Source organism: Streptomyces sp. NPDC002044, from assembly GCF_040296725.1.
GTDB lineage: Bacteria > Actinomycetota > Actinomycetes > Streptomycetales > Streptomycetaceae > Streptomyces > Streptomyces antarcticus.
The window spans coordinates 1-17,616 of record NZ_JBEOXU010000130.1 but is presented as its reverse complement, the minus strand read 5'-3'; the positions used below and the strand labels follow the sequence as shown (position 1 = coordinate 17,616).

The following is a 17,616-nucleotide window of genomic DNA, read 5'->3' as shown; positions in this document are numbered from 1 at the left end:
CGACGCGTCCGGTACCCCCCCGGCCTCGGGCGGCCCGCCGCCCGCCGTGGCCGCGGGTGTACGGGTGACCGCGCCGCCGGGGGTGCGCGGCCGCAGCGACGCCACCGGGGCGGGGCGCGGCTCGGGGGCGCCGGGGTTCCGGTCGGGGAGCGCGGCCGCGCGCGGCTCCTCCCGTACGGCCGAGGCGCGCGCCTCCCCCCGTACGGGCCGGGCGGAGGGCGGCTGCTCCGCGGCGGAGCGGGCGGCCGGCGCCTCCTGGGGCTCCCGCGGCTCGGGCGGCTCCGGGGTGGGGGCGCCGGGTGTGAGGGCGCCCTGGAGCAGGGAGTTCGGCAGGAGCACCACGGCGGTGGTCCCTCCGTAGGGTGAGGTGCGCAGGTGGACCCGGATCCCGTGGCGGGCCGAGAGGCGGCTGACCACGAACAGTCCGAGCCGGTCGCTGTCGAAGAGGTCGAGCGCCTCGGACTGCTCGATGCGGCGGTTCGCGTCGTTCAGGGGGCCGCGGCCCATGCCCAGGCCGCGGTCCTCGACCTCCAGGACGTAGCCGGCGCCGACGGGCTCGCCGCTGACGCTGACCTTGGTGTGGGGCGGGGAGAACTGGGTGGCGTTCTCGATGAGTTCGGCGAGGAGGTGGGTGAGGTCGGCGACGGCGCCGCCGGCGACGGCGGCCTCGGCGAGCCGGCGCACCTCGACCCGCGGGTAGTCCTCGATCTCGGAGACCGCGGCCCGGACGACGTTCGTGAGGGGGATCGGCATGCGCCAGGCGCGTCCGGGGGCGGCTCCGGACAGGATGATCAGGCTTTCGGCGTGGCGGCGCATCCGGGTGGTGAGGTGGTCGAGCCGGAAGAGGTCACCGAGCTCGCCGGGGTCGTCGGCGCGGCGTTCCATCGAGTCGAGCAGGGTGAGCTGCTTGTGGACGAGGACCTGGCTGCGGCGGGCCAGGTTGACGAACACCCCGGAGACCCCGCTGGCGAGTTCGGCCCGCTCGACGGCGGCGCTGAGCGCGGCCCGGTGGACGGTGGCCAGGGCCTCGCCGACCTGGGTGATCTCGTCGTCGGACGGTGCGCCGGGCGGGGTCTCGGCGGCGACGTCGATCTCCTCGCCGGCGCGCAGCCGGTCCATCGCGTCCGGGAGTTTGCGGCGGGCGATCTCCAGGGCGGAGTTGCGCAGCGAGACGAGTTCCACGACGAGCCCGCGCCCGATGCGGACAGAGATGACGAGGGAGGCGGCGACGGCGGCGAGGCCGAACAGTACGGCGGCCCCGGCCGCGCCGAGCGCTCCCTCGGCGAACGGGTCCGCACGGTCGGCGGCGGCGGTGCGCGCCGCTTCGCCGATCTCCCGCATCGAGGCGCCGACCGAGGCGTGGGCGGCCTCCCATCCGGCGGGCGCGCCCTGGGCCTCGCGGGCCGTGCCGGCGGCCAGCGCGCGGTCCTCGGCGGCGGTGAGGCCGGCGTGGACGGCGCTCCCGGCGACGGCCTGCCAGGAGGCCCGCGGTCCGGCGGGGAGGTCGCGGGCGGCGGAGTCGGTGAGGGTGCGGCGGGTCTCGACGGCACTGGTCAGCTGCCGAAGCGTGTCGGCGTTGCGCTGGCCCGGCAGGGCGAGCAGTGCGTCCTCCCGCGCCAGCAGTTCCCCGGCCCGGTCGAATTCGAGGAGGACCCGTGCGTCGGGGCCCAGTTCGGCGCCCTCGCCGCCGGTGAGGGCCCCGCCCACGGCCAGGGCCGCGTCGACGGCCCGGGTGTACGCCTGGTAGGCGGCCTCGGGCGTGGTGCGGCGGCCGGCGACGTCCTCGCGGCCCGGCGCCAGTGCCTCGGCGGCGGTGACGAACCCGCCCAGGCGCGCCATGACGTCGGCGCGGTGCCCGCCGGAGTCGGCGACGGTGTGCCGGTCGCCGAGCCGCAGCCGCCGGACGGCGGCGTCGGTGCGGCGGGCCTGCTGGTCGAGGGCGGCCCGCTGGTCGGCGGCGGGGTCGGCGAGCAGGCGGACGGCGATCCGGCGCTCGGCCTGGATCTCGGTGACGGCGGCGGCGACGGGGGTGCGTATCTCGGCGTCGATCCGCTGGACGCGGCTGAGGCGGGCGATGTCCTGGGCGGTGCTGACGGTCGCGAAGGCCCAGAGGGCGAGGAGGGAGACGACCGGGACCATCAGCAGCGAGACGATCTTCGCGCGGACGGTACGGGGACGCAGCCGCAGCCGGGGGCGGTAACCGTGCGGGGCGGCCGGGCCGGGCCCGCCGCGCGGGGCGGCTTCGGGGAGCGCCGCCTCCTCGGCCGGGGGCCCGGCGTGCGCCCGGCGGCCGCGGGCCGGGGGCGCGGGCAGCCGCTGCGCCGCTGCGTCCGGTCTTCTGCGGGGTGTGCGCATGGGCTCCTCGTTCCGGGGCGGTGCCTGCGGGTGCGGGTGCGGGTGCGGTGATGCGTACTGCGGTACCGCGGGTGCCGCGCTGCCTACGGGTGCTGCGGTGGTGGCTTCTGGGGTGCCGCGTTCGGGCTGCGGCGCCGCGTGCTCCCCCGCTGCCGCGGGCCGGGGCGTGACAGCGGGGTGGTCGTGCCGCTCGGGACGGGTTCCGCGCCGCTCTGTGCCGCGATACCCCGGCCCGTTCAGTGCGCGGCGGCCCGTTCACCCAGCTTCTGGGCGGAGGCGGAGGCGGCACGTTCGTCGGCGGTCGGGGAGAGCGCGACGAACGCGGCGGTGATGAACAGGTAGGAGCCGAGCCCGACCGCGAGCGGGAAGATGAACTGGGTGGCGGTGGCGCCGGGCAGCGCCACCTCCGAGGGGGTGACCCGGACGGCGACGGCCAGCATCCCGGTGTAGTGCATGCTGCTGACGGCGGCCCCCATGACGAGCGAGGCGCCGGCCACGGCCAGGGGCGACTTGATGTGGAGCGCCGCCCACAGCGCGGCGGTGGCGGCGACCACGGCGATGGCGACGGAGAGCCCGACGGTGAGCGGGTCGTAGGAGACCTCGCCGTGCAGCCGCAGGGCCGCCATGCCGAGGTAGTGCATGCTGGCGACGCCGAGGCCGGTGGTGAGGCCGCCGAGGACGAGGGCCCGGCGCGGGCTCCTGCCGTAGCCGACGGCGAAGATTCCGGCGCCGACGACCGCCATCGCCACGAGGAGGCTGAGGATGGTCAGCGGCACGTTGTAGTGGATCTCGGTGCCGATGACGTCGAAGCCCAGCATCGCGACGAAGTGCATCGTCCAGATGCCGGTGCCGATGGCGGAGGCCGCGGTGAGGAGCCAGTTCCGGCGGGAGGTGCCGGTCGCGGCGAGCGCGCGGACGGTGCAGCGCAGGCCGAGGGCGGCGCCGATCGATGCCATCACGTATGACAGCGCGGGTGTCAGCCAGCCGTAGGCGGCGTGGTCCAGGTGTCCCATGGCCAACGGACGCTAGTCCGGGTGAGGGCGCGAACTGGGGGCGCATTTCGAAAGCCGCTGGAACTGCTGGAATATGACAGAGATACGTTTGTCTTCGATCACGCCACGTGCCACCTTGCACACGGTCCGCAGGCCCCGGTGTCGGCGCCGGTGCGGGATCATGGGCGCATGAGCGAAGACCACACACACGTGCAGGAGTTCTTCGGGGCGCGCGCCGCGGACTGGGACCGCAAGTTTCCCGAGGACGGGCCGGCCTTCGCGACCGCCGTGGCCGAATGCGGGCTGCGGCCGGGCGACCGCGTGCTCGACGCGGGCTGCGGCACCGGGCGGGCCCTGCCCGCCCTGCGCGCCGCCGTGGGCCCTTCCGGAACGGTGCTCGGCGCGGACCTCACCCCGCAGATGCTGGCCGCCGCGCGGCGGGCCGGACGGGGGTCCGACGGCGCGCTGCTGCTCGCGGACGTCGCCCGGCTGCCGCTGCGCGACGGTTGCCTGGACGCGGTGTTCGCCGCCGGGCTCATCGCCCACCTGCCCGATCCGGGGGCGAACCTGCGCGAGCTGGCCCGGGTGGTCCGGCCCGGCGGCGGGCTCGCGCTGTTCCACCCGATCGGGCGGGCCGCCCTCGCCGCGCGCCATGGCCGCGCGCTCACTCCGCAGGACATGCGGGCCGAGCCCAACCTCCGTCCGCTGCTGGCCGGTTCGGGCTGGGACATGACCTCGTACGCCGACGAGGACGCCCGCTTCCTGGTACTGGCCGCGCGCCGCGCGTGAGCCACGGGCGGGTGACACGGCCCGGCGGACGTTCCTGCGCACGATCTTGTACGTCGGCCCCGCACCCGGGACCCACGGACGCACCCCGGATCACGCCGGAGGCTGGGCCTCGGCTCCGGCGGGCCGGCGCGGATGCGGTACGGGGCATCCGCCCGCGCCGGGCACGGGAAAAGTGCCGAGCTCGCCCACGTCGTAGCCGCCGGGATAGCTCTTGATCTCCGGGTTCTGGCGGGCGTAGTGCGGGGTCCGGCGCGGCGGCAGCAGCCGTACGGCGCGGCCTCGCAGTCGCAGGGCGCCGCGGACCAGCCGTTGGACGCCCGGGTGGGGGCGCCCGTAGCGGAAGGCTTCCAGGAGCGGCTCGTCCAGGAGGGCGAGGCTCGCGCCGCGCAATGCGGGGGCCAGGGGCGCCGGGTACCAGGAGGCCATCAGGTCGATGGTGGAGTCGGCGACCTTGCGGCCGCCTTCGTCCCAGCCGAAGTGGGCCCGCTCGTAGGCGTCCAGCGTGGCCTCGAACTCCTCGAAGGAGTCCGGGATGTCCGTGATGCCCAGGTGGCGGCCGAGGGTGGCGTAGTAGTTCGCCGATGCCTTGCGCTCGTGGTGGGTCAGCGGGCGCCATCCGTACGCGTCCAGCCAGCGCGCCGGAACGACCACGAACGTGCAGAGGACGTAGCGCATGTCGTCGCCGGAGATGTCGTAGCTGCGGTGCATCTGGTTCACGCGGCGGATCGCGGTGCGCGCGGTGTCGCTCTCGAAGCCGTGCTCCACGACGGCGTCGAGGAGCAGCGCGGTGTCGTCGTAGCGGCGCTGGGCCCGGTCGGTGAACTCCGCGGTCTCGGCCAGCAGACGGCCGATGGAAGGGACCGCGTAGGTGCGCAGGAGGGCGAGCTCGAGGGCTCTGGTGAAGTCCCAGGGGAACTCGTAGGTGGTGGTGAGCCGGTAGATGGCGAGGAAGTCCCGATCGGGATCGAGCCGGAGGATTTCCCTCAGCCGGTCGTAACGCTGCACCGGATGTCCCTTTCTGTGGCGGGTTCCCAACTCTACGTGCAGGCAGCGGCCTTGGAAATCGTCACCCGCAGGCTCTCGACGGGCGGGTTACCCGCTGGTTAGGGTGCGCCATCGAGAGAGCCAACGGGAGGTCACGTGTCCGACGACGAGGATGGCGGCTCGCTGTACGTGCTGACCGCCGTACTGATGACCCCCGCGCAGTTCCCGAGCGTCCTGGGTGACGACTTCCCCGAGGCTTGCTCCCTGCTGGGCGTGGCCCCGGCCCGGGGCGGGTACGGGCTGGTGCTCGGCCAGGACGAGGAGGGCGCGCGCTGGACGGTCGTCGTGGACGACGTCTCGCTGGTGGCCACTGCGATCGCCTCCTGGGACTGCGGCATGGAGTACGACCTGTCCCCCGACGAGCGGACGATCGTGGTCTCGCTGGCGGGCTGGCCGCTGGAGCTGTCGGTGGCGGCCTCCGGGATCCCCGCGCCGCACGATCCGGAGCAGGGTGCGGACGGCACCGGGCGGGTGCCGCTGGCGCCGCCCTCGGCCGAGACCTGGGGGCCGGTCCAGCGGCGCATGGGCGCGGACCAGGTCGCCCGGGAGTGGCCCGAGTGGCACGAGCGCGTGGCGACGGACGGCGGTGTGGCCGCGGCGGAGCATCCGGGGCTGGCCCGGGCGCTGGACGAGGCGGCGGGATACACCCGGACCCCGCCACCGCCCGGCCGGGTGCGTTCCTCGTTCGCGGGCGAGGGGGCGCGGACGCTGCGGGCGGACGGCGCCGGCTGGTCGCTGGTGGCCCGGACCGGCGGCGCGGCGTTCGTCCTGCTCGACGAGGAGCCGGGTGAGGTGCTCGTGGTCCCGCGGGAGGGACTTCCGGACCTGCCGGAACTACCGGAGCTGCTGGCGGCGCTGGACCGCGTCGCGGTCCGCCCGGCCTGAGCCGGCGGCGATCCCGATCAGCTGGTCGACCGCGGCCGGGCCGCCACCCCGGCCGTGGGCCGGACGGCCGCCGGGGCGCGCCCGCTTCCCCACGCTCCGGCGGGGGGCGCTCGCGTCGCGCGGCGCCCCCCAGCTGACCGCCGCGGCTCCCGGGACCGCCGCATCCACCGCCGGGAGTCGCGTGGAGGCCGTCGTCAGCGGCCGATCTGCTTCCGGGATATACCCCGGAGGCGACGGCGCTGGGAGGAGTCCAGCAGGAGGTAGGCGACAGCGGGCACACCGATCAGGACCAGCAGTCCCGCCCAGAACCCGACCGCCCAGAACAACACGATGGCTGCCACGACTCCGGCAACCGCGACCTTTCCGCTCGTGGACATCTGCGGACACCTCCTTCTGTCGTCGACCACTACCCCCTCAACGCGCCGTCCCGACCCCTCGTTCCCCGACACGCAGACCGGCCGAAAAGTGACCCGGGTCACGGCCAGGTCCGGGCCTTCAGAGGGCCGGGTTGGGATAATCTCGGCCACCCTGCATTCAGTAGTCAAGTTTGAGGGATGCGTGCTTCCTGAGATCTCCGGCCCCGGCCACCTTCTCCGCGGCTCCGCCGTGTTCCTTCCGGCCGACCCCGCACGCGCCGGCCGGATCGCGTTCTGGCCACCGGATGGTGCGGCTCCGCACACCCGGGCCGAAACCGCTTCGGGTGACGGCGGGGGTGCCGCTACGGGTGTCGGCGCGGTCGCCGGGGTCGGCGCGGCTGCCGGGGCCGGATTCGGCCGGTTCGACGAGCTGACCGTCGTCACGCCCGACCTGCGCCGCTGCTCCGTGACCGCGCTGGTCCTGTCCGTCGGCGAGGCCCTGCCGCTGCTCACCCGGGCTCGGGCCGCCGCCACGTCGGGCTCCGACCGCTCCGCCGCGGCCTTCTGGGGCGCCGCCGCGCTGCTGGCACTGGGCTTCGCGGCCCGCGGGCAGCTCCTGCCCGGCCTGAGTCCCGGGGGCCACGACGCCTGGCGGATCGGACCGCTGGCGCCCGCAGATGTCGACGCGGTCCGGGAACTCGCCGCCGTCATGCCTCCCGGGGCCCACTGCGTGCCCCTGAACGCGGACGGACCGCCTCGGCTGCCGGCCCCCGAGCCCCTGCTGCGGGCCTTCCTCGACGCCGTGGCCGACACCCTGCCCCGCTCCCCCGCCGCGCCCTCCGCCGCGGGCGGGCCCGCCTACGCCGCCCGGGAGCCCCGGCTGCACCCGGGCCTGCGCGACTGGGCCGCCGAGGTGGCCGCCGGGCACGACGCGGGCGTAAGGATCTCGCTGCGGATCGAGCTCGTCGGTGCCTGCGGCGCGGGCGCCTCCTCCGACGCGGGCGCCCCCGCAGACCCGGGCGGCCCCGCGGACCCGGGCGGCCTCGCCGGGGCCGCCTTCCGGGCCGTCCTCCAGCTGCACAGCCTGGCCGACACCGCCCTGGTCGCCGACGCCGCCGACGTCTGGTCCGGCTCGGGAAGCGCCGCGGCCGCCTTCCCGCCCCGCGCGCGGCTGGACGCCCTGCGCGCGCTGCGCCGCGCCGCGCGGCTGTGGCCCCCGCTCGGCCCGCTGCTGGCCGCGGCCGTGCCGGACGCCGTCGGGCTCGCCGACGAGGAGGTCGCGGAACTGCTCGGTGCGGCTTCCGGCGCCCTGGCCGCCGAAGGGGTACAGGTCCACTGGCCGCGCGGGTTCGCCCGTACGCTCACCGCCCGCGCCGTCCTCGGAGCGCGGGAGCCCGCGGGCTCCGCCTCCCCCCTGCCCGCACCCTCCGTCCTGCTCTCCCCCGGCTCCCTGCTCTCCTTCGGCTGGCGCTACGCGCTCGACGGCCAGGGCGACCTGACCGCCGCCGAGCTCGACCGGCTCGCCGAAGCGAGCCGCCCCCTGGTCCGGCTGCGCGACCGGTGGGTCCTCATCGATCCGGCCGAGGCCCGCCGGGCCCGCGCCCGGCGCGACGGCACGGTCTGCGCCGCGGACGCGCTGGCGGCCGTACTCACCGGGTCCGCGGAACTGGACGGCAGGCGGGTCGGCGTCGAGGCCACCGGCGCCCTCGAACAGCTGCGGGCGCGGCTGACCGCCGACCCGTCGCGGGCCGAGGGTCCCGACGCGCCGCCGGAGCTGCGGGCCGTCCTGCGGGACTACCAGCTGCGCGGCCTGCGCTGGCTGGCCCGGATGACCTCGCTCGGCCTCGGCGCCTGCCTGGCCGACGACATGGGCCTCGGCAAGACCGTCACGCTCATCGCCCTCCATCTGCACCGCAACGCCCCGGACCAGCCCGCCACCGCCGACGCGGACGCCACCGCCGGGCCGACCCTGGTGGTGTGTCCGGCCTCGCTGCTGGGCAACTGGCAGCGGGAGATCGAGAAGTTCGCGCCCGGCACCCCGGTGCGCCGCTTCCACGGACCCGGCCGCAGCCTGGCCGGCGTCACCGGCGGGTTCGTGCTGACCACGTACGGCACGATGCGCCTGGACGCGGCCGCGCTCGCCGCCGCCCGCTGGGGCATGGTGGTCGCCGACGAGGCGCAGCACGTCAAGAACCCCCGCTCCTCCACCGCCAGGGCCCTGCGCACCATCCCGTGTCCGGCCCGCGTGGCCCTGACCGGAACGCCCGTCGAGAACAACCTGTCCGAGTTGTGGGCCGTCCTCGACTGGACGACTCCCGGGCTCCTCGGCCGCCTCGGCACCTTCCGCACCCGCTACGCCGACCCCGTCGAAAGCGGACGTGATCCCCAGGCCGCCGCCCGACTGGGCGCGCTCGTACGGCCGTTCCTGCTGCGCCGCAAGAAGTCCGACCCCGGGATCGCGCCCGAGCTGCCGCCCAAGACCGAGACCGACCACGCCGTCGCCCTCAGTGCGGCGCAGACCGTGCTGTACGAGGCCGTCGTGCGCGAGACGCTCGCCTCGATCGCGGAGGCGGACGGGATGGAGCGGCGCGGCCTGGTGGTCAAGCTGCTCACCTCCCTCAAGCAGATCTGCAACCACCCCGCCCAGTTCCTGGACCGGCCTGGCACGGGCAGCACCGGCACCACGGGCAGCACGGGCACCGCACGGACCATGCGCACGCCTGCCGGGAGCCGCTCCGGCAAGCTGGAACTCCTGGACGAGCTCCTCGACACGATCCTCGCCGAGGGCGGCTCGGTCCTGGTCTTCACCCAGTACGTGGCCATGGCCCGGATCCTGGAGAAACACCTCGGCGCGCGCGGCATCGCCACCCAGCTGCTGCACGGGGGGACGCCGGTGCCGCGCCGCGAGGAGCTGGTCGACCGCTTCCAGGACGGCGAGGTCCCGGTGTTCCTGCTGTCCCTCAAGGCGGCGGGCACCGGCCTGAACCTCACCCGCGCCGGACACGTCATCCACTACGACCGCTGGTGGAACCCGGCCGTCGAGGAACAGGCCACCGACCGCGCCTACCGGATCGGCCAGACCCAGCCCGTACAGGTCCACCGGATCATCACCGAAGGCACGATCGAGGACCGGATCGCCGAGATGCTGGAGCGCAAGCGCGCGCTCGCCGACGCCGTCCTCGCGGGCGGCGAGGGCGCGCTGACCGAACTGACCGATGCCGAACTGGCCGAGCTCGTGGCGCTGCGCCCGGCCGCGGGGAGTGACGGATGACCGGCGGGGACCCGTACGAGAAGACCTTCGCGGCGCTCCCGCCCGCCCCACCCGGCCGCGGCTTCGCGCACACCTGGTGGGGCCACGCCTGGCTGCGCGCCCTGGAGGACAGCGCGCTCGACGGAGAGCAGGTCAGGAAGGGCCGCCGGTACGCGCGCACCGGCGCGGTGGGGGCGGTCTCGGTGCGCCCGGGCGGGCTCACCGCGGTGGTGCGCGACCGGGACGGGACGGCGCACCGCACCGACGTGCTCGTGCAGGAGTTCACCGAGGCGCAGTGGGACCGGCTGCTCGGTCTCGCGGCGGCCGAGTCAGGGCACATCGCGGCGCTTCTGGACCGGGAGGTGCCGCCGGAGCTGGCCGAGGACGCGGCGGAGGCCGGGGCGGAGCTGCTGCCCGGCATCGGGGACCTCGACCCGCGCTGTGACTGCGGGGAGTGGGACCACTGCCCGCACACGGCGGCCCTGTGCTACCAGGTGGCGCGGCTGCTGGACCAGGACCCGTTCGTGCTGCTGCTCCTGCGCGGCCGCGGTGAACGGGGGCTCCTGGACGAGCTGGCGGAACGCAGCACCGCCGGGGCGGACATCGAGGGGGCCTCCGAAGGGGCTTCCGCGGGGGCCTGTGAGGCGGGTTCCGACCCGGCGGCCGCCGACGCCGATGCCGACGCCCGCGCGGCAGCCGACCAGGGCGGTCCGGGCCGGCGGGGCGTGTGGGGCCTGCGGGAGATGCCGGGCCTCGCGGCCGCCGAGGCGTACGCGGCGTACGAGGCCCGGGCGGCCGGGGACGGCCCGGGCCCGCTGCCCGCGCCGCCCGCCCTGCCGGAGGCGCCTGGCCAGCCGCCGACGCTGGACACTGAGGCCGAGCCGGCCGGGCTGGACGTGGACGGGGTGGAGTTCCTGGCGCAGGCCGCCACGGCCGAGGCGTACCGGCTGCTGGCGGGTGCGCTGGCTCCCGGCCACGCCGAGCGCGCCCCGACGGCCCCGCTCACGACCGTCGAAGACGCCGTACGGCTCACGGCCGAGGCCGGCGACGTCCGGGTCCGGTCCCGGCTGGCGGCGGCTCTCGGCGGGGACCGGGCGGCGATGGAACTGGCCGTACGGGCCTGGGGCTTCGGCCGGGCACCCGCCCTCGCGGCGCTGGAGGACGACTGGACGCCGGACCGGGCGGCGCTGGCCCGGGCCCGGGCGGCGCTCGCCACCGCCTGGGCGGACGCGCGGGCGCCGGTGCTCCGCCGGGTCCGCGCCCGCTGGACGGCGGCGGACGCCGGGCTCCAGCTCCGGCTGGGCCGGGAGGGCCGCTGGTGGCCGTACCACCGCGAGGCGGGCCGCTGGGTCCCGACGGGCCCGTCGGCGCCGGACCCGGCCTCGGCGTGGGCGGCCCCGGACCCGGATCCGGAACCGCGTCCCGCGCCCGGCGCGGGGGCGGCGGGGAACCCGGCAGCCCCCTGAGGGCGGCCCCGGGCCCGCACGGCCGGCACACTGGCCGACGCGCACCGCTTGCCGGGGCCGGGAAGCGGGACGACGATGGGGGCGCTCCGGGGACCGCGGCACCACGGGAGGGTGACATGGGCGATCCGTTGGTGGCGCTGCCGGGTGGGGCCGACCCCGTCGAGCGCACGCGGGAACTGCGGCGCGCGCACGCCGCGTTCACCCGGGACGGCCGGGTCGAGGCGCCGGTCCGGGCGGTGATCGCGAGGTCGTGGCGGCGGTGCGCCCGGGCCCGGGTCAGCCCCGAGTGCGCGCCCCGGGTGGAACTGGCGGAGGCGGAGCTGCGGCGGTACCGCGCGGAGCATCCGCTGGCGCGGGTGATGCCGGTGTTCCGGGACCTCGTGGGAGCCTTCGCGGCGCACGGGGCGTACCTGATGGCGGTGTGCGACGCGCGGGGCAGCCTGCTCTGGGTGGAGGGCGAGCCGGGAACCCTCCGACGGGCGGAGCGGCTCGGCTTCGTTCCCGGGACGCGCTGGTCGGAGACGGCGATGGGCACCAACGCGCCCGGCACGGCGGTCGCGGTCGGCGAACCCGTACAGGTCTTCGGGGCGGAGCACTTCAGCCGCCGCGTGCACCCGTGGACCTGTGCGGCGGCACCGGTGCGGGACCCGCGGACCGGCGGGGTGCTGGGTGCGGTGGACATCACCGGGGGCGACGGGCTCGCGCACCCGCATGCGCTCGCCTTCGTGCGGGCGGTGGCCCGGGCGGCCGAAGCGCAGCTCGCCCTCCTCGCCCCGGCCCCGGCCGCCGCCGCGGACACGCTCACCGCGCTCGGCCGGGACGAGGCACTGCTGGGAACCGGGGGGCGCACGGTGCGGCTGAGCCGGCGGCACAGCGAGATCATGGCGCTGCTGGCGCACCACCCGGAGGGCCTGTCGGGCGAGGAACTGACGATCGCCCTCTACGAGGACGAGTCCGTGTCACCGGTGACGTTGCGCGCCGAGATGTCGAGGCTGCGCGGGGTCCTGGGCGACCGCGCACCGCTGTCGCGGCCCTACCGTACGGCCGTTCCGCTGGCGCCGGACTTCACCTCCCTGACCCGGCAGCTGGCCGGCGGCGCCGTCTCCGCCGCCCTGCACCGGTACCCCGGCCCCCTGCTGCCCGCTTCCACGGCGCCGGGCATCGTCAGGCTGCGGCGCCGCATCGAGGACCAGGCGCGGGCCGCGGTCGTCGCCCGGGCCGATGCCGGGCTGCTGACGGACTGGGTGTGCAGCCCGTGGGGCGCGGACGACCCGGAGGTCTGGCAGGCCCTGGCCTACGCGCTGCCGCCCGGGCGGCGGTCGGCCGCGCTGGCCCGCCTGCGCGCCCTGGACCTCGAACTGGGCCCGGCGCGGGACGCCGTACGGGTGGATCCGGTCCGCGGCGGGCGTGCAACGCGTTCGCAACCTGCGCCCCCCTAGCGTCCTGTCGAGCGCTGCCGGACGGCGGCGGCGCCCGGCAAGGGAGGCCACCATGGCCCGTTACGCTGCGCCAGGATCCGAGGGGGCGCTCATGTCGTACGCGTCCCGCTACGGCCACTTCATCGGCGGCGAGTACGTCGAGCCGGTCCGCGGCCGGTACTTCACCAACCCCTCCCCCGTGAACGGCGCGGCCTTCACGGAGGTCGCGCGGGGAACCGCCGAGGACGTGGAAGCGGCGCTGGACGCGGCGCACGCGGCCGCTCCGGCCTGGGGGCGCACCTCCGTCGCGGAGCGGTCCACGATCCTGCTGCGCGTCGCGGACCGGATGGAACGGAACCTGGAGGCCCTCGCGGTCGCCGAGACCTGGGAGAACGGCAAGCCGGTACGGGAGACCCTCGCGGCCGACATCCCGCTGGCCGTCGACCAGTTCCGCTACTTCGCGGGGGCGCTGCGCGCGCAGGAGGGGGCGCTCAGCCAGATCGACGACGACACGGTGGCCTACCACTTCCACGAGCCGCTGGGCGTGGTCGGCCAGATCATCCCGTGGAACTTCCCGATCCTGATGGCGGTGTGGAAGATCGCACCGGCGCTGGCGGCCGGGAACACGGTGGTGCTGAAGCCGGCCGAACAGACCCCGGTCTCGGTGCACTTCTGGCTGAGCCTGGTCGCGGACCTGCTGCCGCCGGGCGTGGTGAACATCGTCAACGGCTTCGGGGAGGAGGCCGGCAAGCCGCTCGCCTCCAGCCCGCGCGTCGCGAAGATCGCGTTCACCGGGGAGACCTCCACGGGCCGGCTGATCATGCAGTACGCGGCGGAGCACCTGAAGCCGGTGACGCTGGAACTGGGCGGCAAGAGCCCCAACCTGTTCTTCGACGACATCTGGACGACGGACGACGAGCTGCGCGACAAGGCGCTCGAAGGCTTCACCATGTTCGCCCTCAACCAGGGCGAGGTGTGCACGAGCCCCTCGCGCGCCCTGATCGAGCGCGGCCGGTACGCGGACTTCCTCGACGCGGCCGTCGCGCGCACCGAACTGATCGTGCCCGGGCACCCGTTGGACACGGACACGATGATCGGCGCGCAGGCATCGCGGGAGCAGCTGCGGAAGATCCTGTCGTACGTGGAGATAGGCCGTCAGGAGGGCGCGAAGGTCCTCACGGGCGGAGAGCCCATCGAACACGGCGGCGACCTGGCGGGCGGCTACTACGTCCAGCCGACGGTGTTCGAGGGCGACAACCGCATGCGGATCTTCCAGGAGGAGATCTTCGGACCGGTGGTCTCGGTGACGTCCTTCCAGGACTTCGACGACGCCGTCCGGATCGCCAACGACACGGCGTACGGCCTGGGCGCGGGGGTGTGGACCCGCGACGTCAATACGGCCTACCGCGCGGGCCGGGCGATCCAGGCGGGCCGCGTCTGGACGAACTGCTACCACGCCTACCCGGCCCACGCGGCCTTCGGCGGCTACAAGCAGTCCGGCATCGGCCGCGAGACCCACAAGATGATGCTGGAGCACTACCAGCAGACGAAGAACCTCCTCGTCTCCTACTCCCCGAAGAAGCTCGGCTTCTTCTAACGCGTGCGCGGAAGGCGCCGTGCCGTGCTCCGTGCGGTGTGACGTCCTTCGGCCGGTCGGCGTTGTCGGTAGCGTGATCACCTGCCGCGTGGAGTGACCACGCGCCCGGCCGGCCCGCGCGAGGGCTTCCGGCGGAGAGCGATGAGGCTGCCATGAGTGAACTGACGAAGCCCGAGATCGAACGTCCCGTGGGTGACGCTCCCCAGGAGCTGACGATCCGGGACCTCGTCGTCGGGGACGGGCCCGAGGCGAAGCCGGGCAGGGTGGTCCGCGTTCACTACGTCGGGGTCACCTTCGAGTCCGGAGCGGAGTTCGACGCCTCCTGGGACCGGGGCCAGCCGTTCAAGTTCGCCGTGGGGGGAGGCCGGGTCATCAAGGGCTGGGACCGGGGGCTCAGGGGGATGAAGGTCGGCGGCCGGCGCGAGATCATCGTCCCCCCGCGCCTCGGCTACGGCAACCAGTCCCCCTCGCCGTTGATCCCGGCCGGTTCCACGCTCGTCTTCGTGGTGGACCTGCTCTCCGTGGTCTAGGGAACGCCGTGGGAAGCGGTCTGCTACCCGGTCACGGGGTCGTGGCCGTCGCGCGGGCCGCCGGCGCCGTCCCGGGCGGCGTCCGCACGGGAACCCTCCCCGCGGGCGGCGTTCACGGGCCGGGTGAGCGGGCCGAGGTCGTGCGCGTAGTGGCCGACCGCGTCGGCGATGACGTCGATGTTGACGTCGAACGCCCGCATGTCGATGTTCGTGAGGTCGTCGCCGGCCGTGTGGTGGTTCACGTCGTACGCGACCCCCGCCCGGCCGCCGAACCTGGCGGCCTGGGACTCGGTCTTGATGCCATCGGCCCCGGCGAAGGTGCCGCCGGAGGGGATGCCCGCCGCGATGAACGGGGCGTAGTCCGAGAGGCCGGTGAAGTCGGTGCCCTCGTACGGGATCCGCTGCGAGCCGAGGAAGTCCGTGATGCCCTTCTCCAGCTGGGCGGAGCCCTCGGGGCCCGGGCCGGCGCCGACGCCGTCGGAGTCGTCGCCGTCGTGGACGAAGTAGGCGGCGTTCGGGGAGGCGATCGTGTCGAAGTTCAGGTAGAGCCTGATCTGCTCGCGCTGCTCTTCCGTCAGGGAGGCGAGGTACGCCTGCGAGCCCAGCACCCCGAACTCCTCGGCCGACCACCAGGCGAACCTGACCTTGTTCCCGACCTTGTCCTGGGACGTGGCCAGCCTGACCGCGACCTGGAGGAGGCCGGCCGAGCCCGAGCCGTTGTCGTTGATGCCCGGGCTGTCGTGGAGCGAGTCCAGGTGCGAGCCGAGGAACACGGTGTCGGCCGCGTCGCCGCCGCGGGTCTCGGCCACCACGTTGAAGGACCTGCGGTTCTCCCGCAGCTCGTGGATGTCGAGGGTGACCGTGACCGGGCCCGCGGCGGCCTCGGCGGCCAGCGCCTCGCCGTCCTCCTGGCTGATGCCGCCGGTGGGGATCTTCGCGAGGGCCGCGTCGCCGATGGTGCCGTTGATCTTGCCCGTGGTGTTGTTGTACACGACGGCGCCGAGGGCGCCGGCGGCGTGGGCGTTGGCCTGCTTGACGGCGAAGGAGCAGCCGCCGCGCTTGATCAGGGCGATCCTGCCGGTGAAGGCGCCCGCGGCGAAGTCGGTGGGCTCGCATCCGTGGGTGGCGTCGGCGTCCACGGGGACGACGGCCACGTCCGCGGTCACACCGCCCTCGGGGCCCTTGGCCGTGTAGGCCATCAGCTGGACGGTGATGTCGCGCGGGGTGGGCGAGAGCACGGTCAGGGACTCGGCGATGTCGTCGGTGTAGACGAAGTCGAACTCCTGGCGGGAGAGCCGGTAGCCGGCGGCTCTGAGGACCGCTTCCACGTAGGCGGCCGACTGCTCGTGGCCCCGGGAACTCGCCACCCGTGTGCCGCCGTTGTAGTCGGCTATCGCCTGGAAGGTCCTCAGGTGCCGGAAGGCGTCCTTGGCCGTCGACTCCCTGACGAGCTTCGCGGCCAGCGCGTCGCCCCGGCCGGCCCGGCCCGGGTCGTCGGCCTCCGCCGTGGCGGGTCCGGCGAACAGGAGGGGGGAGACGAGTGCCGCGGCGGCCAGGGTGGCCGTCGCCGCCGCGATGCGACGTGCGGACATGGAGTTCCTCTCACTGCGGGTCGATGGATCGCTCGACGGTCGGAAAGCTCGACGGTCAGGATGAACGTGCACAGCGGGAGGAGATCGAGGCACGCTAACCCCGTGGCGGCCCGCTGCCAAGACGAAGTTCCGAGTCGGTCCGGGTGACCGGATCTTTGGCTGAGTTTGAGCGGGAGCGGTAAGGGGGGACGACGCGCCGGCGACGGCTCGCCCGCAGCGAACTTGGCTGGTTCGAGCCCATGACACTCTCTCCTTCGATCCCGTATCCATGACATGAGCGCCGGTAGGCCCTACCGCGTGCCGACCGACAGGACAGCGCGCCTGAGGGCGCGCCGGTGACGCGGGGGTGGCAGATCAGTGCTGGCCAGAACGGAAAGATCCGCGGCAGACCCTTCCTTACCCGGCTGTACGGGGACCGCCCCCGGCCCGCCGGCCGAGCCCGGGGACGCGGAGAGCGAGCCCTCACCGGCGGACGGGCCGACGTACCGGATCCTGGGCCCCCTCGAGGTCCACCGGGCGGGGGTGCTCTGCACGCCCACGTCCCTCAAACGGCGCGCCCTGCTCACCCTGCTGCTGCTGCACGCCAACCGCCGCTTCCCGATCTGCACGCTGATCGGCGAGCTCTGGGACGACCGGCCGCCCCCGTCGGCGGTGGCCGCCGTCCAGATGTACGTGTCGGGACTGCGGCGCGTCCTGGACCCCGCGCACAGCCGCGGCGGCGGCGACGCCCGACGGCATCCGCTGCTGCTCACCGCCGGGAACGGCTATCTGCTGCGCGTACGACCGGGCGACCTGGATCTCGACCGGTTCCGCGCGCTGGCCGGGCTCGGCCGGGACCAGAGGGCCGCGGGCGACTGCACCACCTCGGCAAAATCGTTTCATCAAGCCCTCGCCCTCTGGCGGGGCACCTCCCCCGGAGAACTTGGGCAGGCGGGCCTTCCCGCGCACTACACCGTGCGGCTCGAAGAAGAACGCCTGGCCCTGGTGCACGACCGGATCGGCGCCGACATCTGCACCGGCAGGGCGCGCGAGGTCGTCGGCGAACTCGAGGAACTCTGCGCGCGCCACCCCCTCCGCGAGGACTTCCACGAGCAGCTGATGCTCGCCCTGGCCACGGCGGGGCGCCGCGCCGAAGCGCTGAACGCCTACGCCCGTGCCCGGCGCACCGTGGTGGAGAACACCGGCATCGAACCCGGCCCGGGTCTGCGCACGGCGCAGCAGACGCTGCTGAGCGGCGCCCGCCCGGACAACGCCCGGCACGACCGCTGCCGCCCCGCGGTGGTGCTCCGGCCGGCCGGGCGGGGCGCCTGACGCCCCGGGGCGGCCACCGCCGTACGGGCCC

At 75.2% G+C, this 17,616-nt stretch carries 13 protein-coding genes; 8 read left to right on the top strand and 5 right to left on the bottom strand.

What is annotated here, in order from left to right; translation table 11 throughout:
• Together ABT106_RS25340 and ABT106_RS25335 are read right to left on the bottom strand one after the other, a co-directional pair.
• A partial coding sequence (locus ABT106_RS25340) for a sensor histidine kinase (protein ID WP_351281487.1) occupies positions 1-2,355 on the bottom strand: 2,355 nt, incomplete at its 3' end.
• Between the two features lie 236 nt (positions 2,356-2,591).
• On the bottom strand, positions 2,592-3,368 hold the full coding sequence (locus ABT106_RS25335) for an MHYT domain-containing protein (protein WP_351281485.1): 777 nt from the start codon (positions 3,366-3,368) through the stop codon (positions 2,592-2,594).
• A 168-nt stretch (positions 3,369-3,536) separates the two neighbouring features.
• Here ABT106_RS25335 and ABT106_RS25330 point away from each other — a divergent pair, with 168 nt between their 5' ends.
• Positions 3,537-4,136: a class I SAM-dependent methyltransferase gene (locus tag ABT106_RS25330; RefSeq protein ID WP_351281483.1), complete on the top strand. Its 600-nt coding sequence runs from the start codon at positions 3,537-3,539 to the stop codon at positions 4,134-4,136.
• 90 nt (positions 4,137-4,226) lie between these two features.
• On the opposite strand, the gene ABT106_RS25325 is transcribed toward ABT106_RS25330, so the two are convergent.
• Positions 4,227-5,141 carry an oxygenase MpaB family protein gene (locus ABT106_RS25325; RefSeq protein ID WP_351281481.1) on the bottom strand — a complete coding sequence of 305 codons (915 nt, stop codon included), beginning with the start codon at positions 5,139-5,141 and terminating at the stop codon, positions 4,227-4,229.
• A 135-nt stretch (positions 5,142-5,276) separates the two neighbouring features.
• Between ABT106_RS25325 and ABT106_RS25320 the strand changes: the two genes are divergently transcribed.
• Positions 5,277-6,065 carry a hypothetical protein gene (locus ABT106_RS25320; protein WP_351281478.1) on the top strand — a complete coding sequence of 263 codons (789 nt, stop codon included), beginning with the start codon at positions 5,277-5,279 and terminating at the stop codon, positions 6,063-6,065.
• Positions 6,066-6,259: 194 nt separating this feature from the next.
• Here ABT106_RS25320 and ABT106_RS25315 read toward each other — a convergent pair whose 3' ends face one another.
• Positions 6,260-6,442 carry a tail-anchor membrane protein gene (locus ABT106_RS25315; RefSeq protein ID WP_351281476.1) on the bottom strand — a complete coding sequence of 61 codons (183 nt, stop codon included), beginning with the start codon at positions 6,440-6,442 and terminating at the stop codon, positions 6,260-6,262.
• A 181-nt stretch (positions 6,443-6,623) separates the two neighbouring features.
• On the opposite strand from ABT106_RS25315, the gene ABT106_RS25310 reads away from it, so the two are divergent.
• The 5 genes from ABT106_RS25310 to ABT106_RS25290 all read left to right on the top strand — a co-directional run bounded on the left by ABT106_RS25310 (position 6,624) and on the right by ABT106_RS25290 (position 14,682).
• Positions 6,624-9,692 carry an SCO1167/SCO6262 family helicase gene (locus ABT106_RS25310; RefSeq protein WP_351281473.1) on the top strand — a complete coding sequence of 1,023 codons (3,069 nt, stop codon included), beginning with the start codon at positions 6,624-6,626 and terminating at the stop codon, positions 9,690-9,692.
• The gene (locus ABT106_RS25305) at positions 9,689-11,137 is read left to right on the top strand and encodes an SWIM zinc finger family protein (RefSeq protein ID WP_351281470.1); all 1,449 of its coding nucleotides are present in this window, start codon (positions 9,689-9,691) and stop codon (positions 11,135-11,137) included. Before ABT106_RS25310 ends, ABT106_RS25305 begins: the two co-directional genes overlap by 4 nt.
• A gap of 116 nt (positions 11,138-11,253) precedes the next feature.
• Entirely contained in the window at positions 11,254-12,576 is a 1,323-nt protein-coding gene (locus tag ABT106_RS25300) for a GAF domain-containing protein (RefSeq protein WP_351281467.1), read from the top strand.
• A 52-nt stretch (positions 12,577-12,628) separates the two neighbouring features.
• Positions 12,629-14,152, top strand: a complete 1,524-nt coding sequence (gene exaC / locus ABT106_RS25295) for an acetaldehyde dehydrogenase ExaC (protein ID WP_351281464.1) — start codon at positions 12,629-12,631, stop codon at positions 14,150-14,152.
• 152 nt (positions 14,153-14,304) lie between these two features.
• The gene (locus ABT106_RS25290) at positions 14,305-14,682 is read left to right on the top strand and encodes an FKBP-type peptidyl-prolyl cis-trans isomerase (protein WP_351281462.1); all 378 of its coding nucleotides are present in this window, start codon (positions 14,305-14,307) and stop codon (positions 14,680-14,682) included.
• A 23-nt stretch (positions 14,683-14,705) separates the two neighbouring features.
• On the opposite strand, the gene ABT106_RS25285 is transcribed toward ABT106_RS25290, so the two are convergent.
• Positions 14,706-16,274, bottom strand: a complete 1,569-nt coding sequence (locus ABT106_RS25285; RefSeq protein ID WP_351281460.1) for a M28 family peptidase — start codon at positions 16,272-16,274, stop codon at positions 14,706-14,708.
• A gap of 522 nt (positions 16,275-16,796) precedes the next feature.
• On the opposite strand from ABT106_RS25285, the gene ABT106_RS25280 reads away from it, so the two are divergent.
• The gene (locus ABT106_RS25280; RefSeq protein ID WP_351281458.1) at positions 16,797-17,585 is read left to right on the top strand and encodes an AfsR/SARP family transcriptional regulator; all 789 of its coding nucleotides are present in this window, start codon (positions 16,797-16,799) and stop codon (positions 17,583-17,585) included.
• Positions 17,586-17,616 lie beyond the last annotated feature (31 nt).